The 4,021-nt window shown below is 69.3% G+C and carries 3 protein-coding genes and 1 pseudogene; 1 reads left to right on the top strand and 3 read right to left on the bottom strand.

Annotated features, from left to right (window positions below; genetic code table 11):
• Positions 1-1,437: SpoIIE family protein phosphatase (locus ABZT93_RS40270; protein WP_356114091.1), on the top strand; the 1,437-nt coding region annotated here is incomplete at its 5' end.
• A 172-nt stretch (positions 1,438-1,609) separates the two neighbouring features.
• On the opposite strand, the gene ABZT93_RS40265 is transcribed toward ABZT93_RS40270, so the two are convergent.
• From ABZT93_RS40265 to ABZT93_RS40255, 3 genes and pseudogenes are all read right to left on the bottom strand, one after another.
• Positions 1,610-3,226 (bottom strand): cation acetate symporter, encoded by a 1,617-nt coding sequence (locus ABZT93_RS40265; RefSeq protein ID WP_356114089.1) that lies wholly within the window; start codon positions 3,224-3,226, stop codon positions 1,610-1,612.
• The gene (locus ABZT93_RS40260; protein WP_356114086.1) at positions 3,223-3,678 is read right to left on the bottom strand and encodes a DUF485 domain-containing protein; all 456 of its coding nucleotides are present in this window, start codon (positions 3,676-3,678) and stop codon (positions 3,223-3,225) included. Before ABZT93_RS40260 ends, ABZT93_RS40265 begins: the two co-directional genes overlap by 4 nt.
• Before the next feature lie 154 nt (positions 3,679-3,832).
• Positions 3,833-4,021 (bottom strand): annotated as a pseudogene (locus ABZT93_RS40255) (alcohol dehydrogenase); the annotation flags it as partial.

Genomic DNA, 4,021 nt, shown 5'->3' with positions numbered 1-4,021 from the left:
GAGCCGGTGGAGTTCGCGCCGGACGCCCCCCAGGCCAGATGCCTCGCCGAAGGGCGGCCCGTCCTGGAACCGGTACTCCCGCCCGACTGGTTCTCGACGAGAGGCCACCGGGGGGCCCACGCTCCGGATCTGGGCGCCCACTCGCTGATCGTGGTCCCGGTGGCCGCGCGGGGCCTGGTACTGGGCGTGATGACAGTGTGGCGTTCGCGCCGCCCCGATCCCTTCGAGGCGGACGATCTCACCCTCGCCCAGGAACTCGCCTCGCGCGCCGCCGTCGCCATCGACAACGCCCGGCGCTTCACCCAGCAGCAGCAGACCGCGTTCACCTTGCAGAGCAGCCTTCTGCCCCGCGCGGTTCCGGACCAGTCGGCCGTCGAGGTGGCCTTGCGCTACCTGCCGGCCAGCGCGGCCCCGGGCCTGGGCGGTGACTGGTTCGACGTCATTCCCCTGTCCGGGTCCCGGGTCGCCCTCGTCGTCGGCGACGTGGTGGGACGCGGCATCCACGCAGCCGCCACCATGGGCCGGTTGCGTACCGCCGTACACACGCTCGCCAGCCTCGACCTGGAACCGGACGAGCTCCTCTCCCGCCTGGACGACCTGGTCATCCTGCTGGCGGCGGAACAGGAAGCAGCCGGTGAGCGGCCGGTGGGCGAGCAGGTCGTCGGTGCGACCTGCCTGTACGCCGTCTACGACCCGGTCTCCGGGCGGTGCTCCGTGGCCCGCGCCGGCCACCCGCCGCCGGTGGTGACCGCTCCGGATGGACAGGTGGCGATGCTGGACCTGCCCGCCGGCCCACCGCTCGGCCTGGGCGGCCTGCCGTTCGAGGCCCGGGACGTCGAACTGGCCGGGGGTAGCCTGCTGTGCCTGTATACCAACGGACTCATCGGTGAACGCAACATCGATGCCGACGCCGGCCTGACCAAGCTGTGCGGCGCGCTCACCCGTCCCGCGGACGCGCTGGAGAGAACATGCCAAGCGGTGGTTGACTCGCTCGTGCCCTCGCGCCCCAGCGACGACGTCGCATTGCTGGTCGCCCGCACCCGCATGCTGCCACCGGACAGTGTCGCCTCCTGGACTTTCCCGCTGGAGCCTGCCAGCGCAGCCCGGGCCCGGGCACTGACCTCGGCCAAGCTGAGCGAATGGGGTCTGGAACACTTGGCGTTCACGACCGAGTTGATCGCCAGCGAACTGGTCACCAACGTCTACCGGTACGCCAGCGGCCCTGCGACCCTGCGGCTGATCCGTGAACGGTGTCTGGTGTGCGAGGTCAGTGACACCAGCCACACCTCACCCCACCTGCGCCGCGCCCGTACCACCGACGAGGGCGGGCGCGGCCTGTTCCTGGTGGCCCAGATGGCCGAACGCTGGGGTACCCGTTACACCCGCGAGGGCAAGACCGTGTGGACCGAACAACCACTGACCGGCACGTTCACCTGACCGTCTCAGCGTCCTGCCGGGTGGCCTCGGACCCCACCGAGGACACGTGCCGTGCTGACCACGCTGCTGCCCTGAGGGGTCCGTGCGACGGGCCTCGGGCCGCCGCACGGCACGCGCCGGACCACCGCGGCGGTACCGAGGCCGCTCGCGCAGACCGGCTGCGCAGTCGTGGTCATTCCGCTGCGGCGAGCAGCCGTGCCTCGCTCTCCTCGTACAGCCGCCGGTTCTCAAGGCTGTCGGCGGCGCGGCGCCGGTGGTCCAGACGGCTGCCCAGCCAGCCCGCCATGTAGCCGAACGGGACGGAGACCAGTCCGGTGGACTGCATGGGGAACATGTCGAAATCGGCGTTCGGGAAGACGGCGGACGGCGTTCCCGAAACGGCCTTGGAGAAGACCATCAGCAGCAGCGCGCAGGCCGCGCCGCCGTAGAGGGAAGCGAGCAGGCCGCTGCGCGTGAATCCTCGCCAGAACAGGGAGTAGGTGAGCGCGGGTGCCACCGCCGATGCCCCTATGCAGATGGCCAGAGTGGTCAGCACGCCGACGTTCCAGTCCTGGACCAGGGTGGAGAGTCCGATGGCAAGGGTTCCCACGGCCACGCTCGTCCACACCGCCACGGTCATCTCCGTGCGTGGATCGACGTGTCCCCGACGCGCCGCATGGGCGAACAGATCATGGGCGAGCGATGAGGCCGCGGCCAGAGTCATTCCCGCGACAGATGAGAGCAGGGTGATGAACACCATGCCCGCCACGGCCGAGTAGAGAATCGTCGTGCCCGCGGAATCGTGTGCCCCGCCGAGCACCTGCGACAGCATGAGCACCGACGTCCTGCCCTGGGGGTCGGCCGCGGTGATGTACCGCGATCCCACCAGCGCCGCCGCTCCCGTGCCCATGATGATGACGAGCAGGCAGAACGTGGTGACCGTGCCGACCGCCCACGACATGGAGCGACGTACGGCCGGCACGTCCCGCGCGGAGTACAGACGCATCGTGATGTGGGGCAGACAGGCCACGCCGAGGACCACGGTGATCTGGAGACCGATGAAATCCAGCCGGTCAACGGCCGAGGTGCCCAACTGAAGGCCCTGCTGGAGGAAGGCGGGGCCCGCGCCGCTGCCGTGCTGGGCGGCCCTGAGCACGTTGCCCGGGCTCCAGCCGAAGCGGTTCAGCACCAGAGCGGCGACGACGGCGCTGGTACCGAGCAGGATGACTATCTTGATCATCTGGATGAGCGCGGTGCCTCTCATCCCGCCGAGCGCCGCGTAAATGATCATCAGGGTGCCGATGATGACGATGCACGCCGTCCTGGCGCCCGCCACGTGCGGGAGGTCCAGGATGAAGGTGAGCAGCGACCCGGCACCGGAGAGCTGGACGACCAGGAAGGGCAGGGTCGCCGAAAGCGTCACCACGCAGGCGGCGATGCGCACGGCCCGGCCGGGCATGTTGCGGGCCAGGACGTCGCCCATGGTGAACCGGCCCGCGTTGCGCAGCGGTTCGGCCAGCAGGAACATCAGCAGCACCAGAGACAGGGCGGTGCTGACCGCAAGGACGTAGCCGTCGTATCCGGCCAGCGCGACGATGCCGGTGGTGCTCAGCACGGTGGCCGCGGAGATGTAGTCGCCCGCGATGGCCAGACCGTTCTTGAACGGGGTGAGCGTGAGGTAGCCGGTGTAGAAGTTCGTCAGGTCGTCGCGGTCCGGTCCCGCCATCACGCACATCAGCAGTGTGACGGTGACCAGCGTGGTGAACAGAATGAGGACGGTGGCCTGCGTCCCGGAGCTGTAGTCGTTCATCTCGCCGTCCCTGCGTTCCGGCCGACCGGGATAGCCCGTTCCCTGACGGCGCGGGCCAATGGATCCACCGAGCGTTGTGCGCTGCGTCCATACCAGAAGACCGCCGCGAAGGTGACGACGAGCTGAAGGACCCCCAGGACCATGCCCAGGCTCAACTCCCCGGCGATCTTGGACCCCATCAGGTCCGGCGCGAAGCAGGACAGCACGACATACGCCACGAAGGAGCCGAGCGCGGCGAGCGTGGAGGTCCGGCGGAGCAGGCGGTAGGCCGAGCGGAGAGCGGCGAGCTCGGCATCTTGACGAGTCTCCTGCGCATACGGCTCGACCCAAGAGGCTTGCCCGTACGAGTCGTAGCGAGGGACGTCGTACCCGTACGACGGGGGCTCGGTGTGCGGTATTGGCCATCCCGGTGGTGCTGATGGCCGGTACCGGTTCTCGTCGGGGTATGTCATCGCCTGGCCTTCCACTACGGCTCGGATCCGTGGAGGTGAACGGGGGAAACGGTTCAGCCGGCGCACCATACCGACTGGTTGGAATGCCTGTAAGCCTGCAGTGGGTCACGTTTCGGGGTCGATGCGGCTGCCCGGATCGGGAGCGACGTCGTGGTCAACGGGCGGGGTCGAGAAGGATCTTGCGGACACCGGCGGCGCGGCTGTTGAACAGTTCGTACGCCGCGGGGCCCTGGGAGAGGGCGAAGCGGTGGGAGACCACGACCTCCGGCGTGATGCGGCCGGCCTGGGTGAGGGGGATCAGGGCCGGGAGCTCGTAGTGGATCGAGCACAGCCCGATGGCGAA

The sequence above is a fragment of the Streptomyces sp. NPDC005303 genome (assembly GCF_040607335.1).
Lineage (GTDB): Bacteria > Actinomycetota > Actinomycetes > Streptomycetales > Streptomycetaceae > Streptomyces.
This window is presented reverse-complemented; position numbering and strand designations above follow the sequence as displayed.